General features: G+C 59.7%; 1 pseudogene. It reads left to right on the forward strand.

Annotated features, from left to right (window positions below):
* Nucleotides 1-243: pseudogene (locus R0J92_RS25815) on the forward strand (hypothetical protein); the annotation flags it as partial.

Below are 243 nucleotides of genomic sequence, written 5' to 3' on the forward strand. Positions count from 1 at the left end.
ACGCTGCTTCAAACTGGTACTGTCGAGCGACGAAACCCGCCTGCAGCTTTCGAACGGCCCCATCACGCTCAGCGACCGCAAGATGGACTTCACCCTCTACTACTGGGGCAATGACGACGGCGCGGGCGAGAAAAAATAGGAACTCCTGCTTGAGGGGGCAAAATTCGCCGATGCGCATGGGTTCAACGCGGTCTGGACACCGGAGCGGCATTTCGATGCCTTCGGCGGCCCCTATCCAAACCC

This window comes from Tritonibacter sp. SIMBA_163 (assembly GCF_046535935.1).
Lineage (GTDB): Bacteria > Pseudomonadota > Alphaproteobacteria > Rhodobacterales > Rhodobacteraceae > Epibacterium > Epibacterium scottomollicae.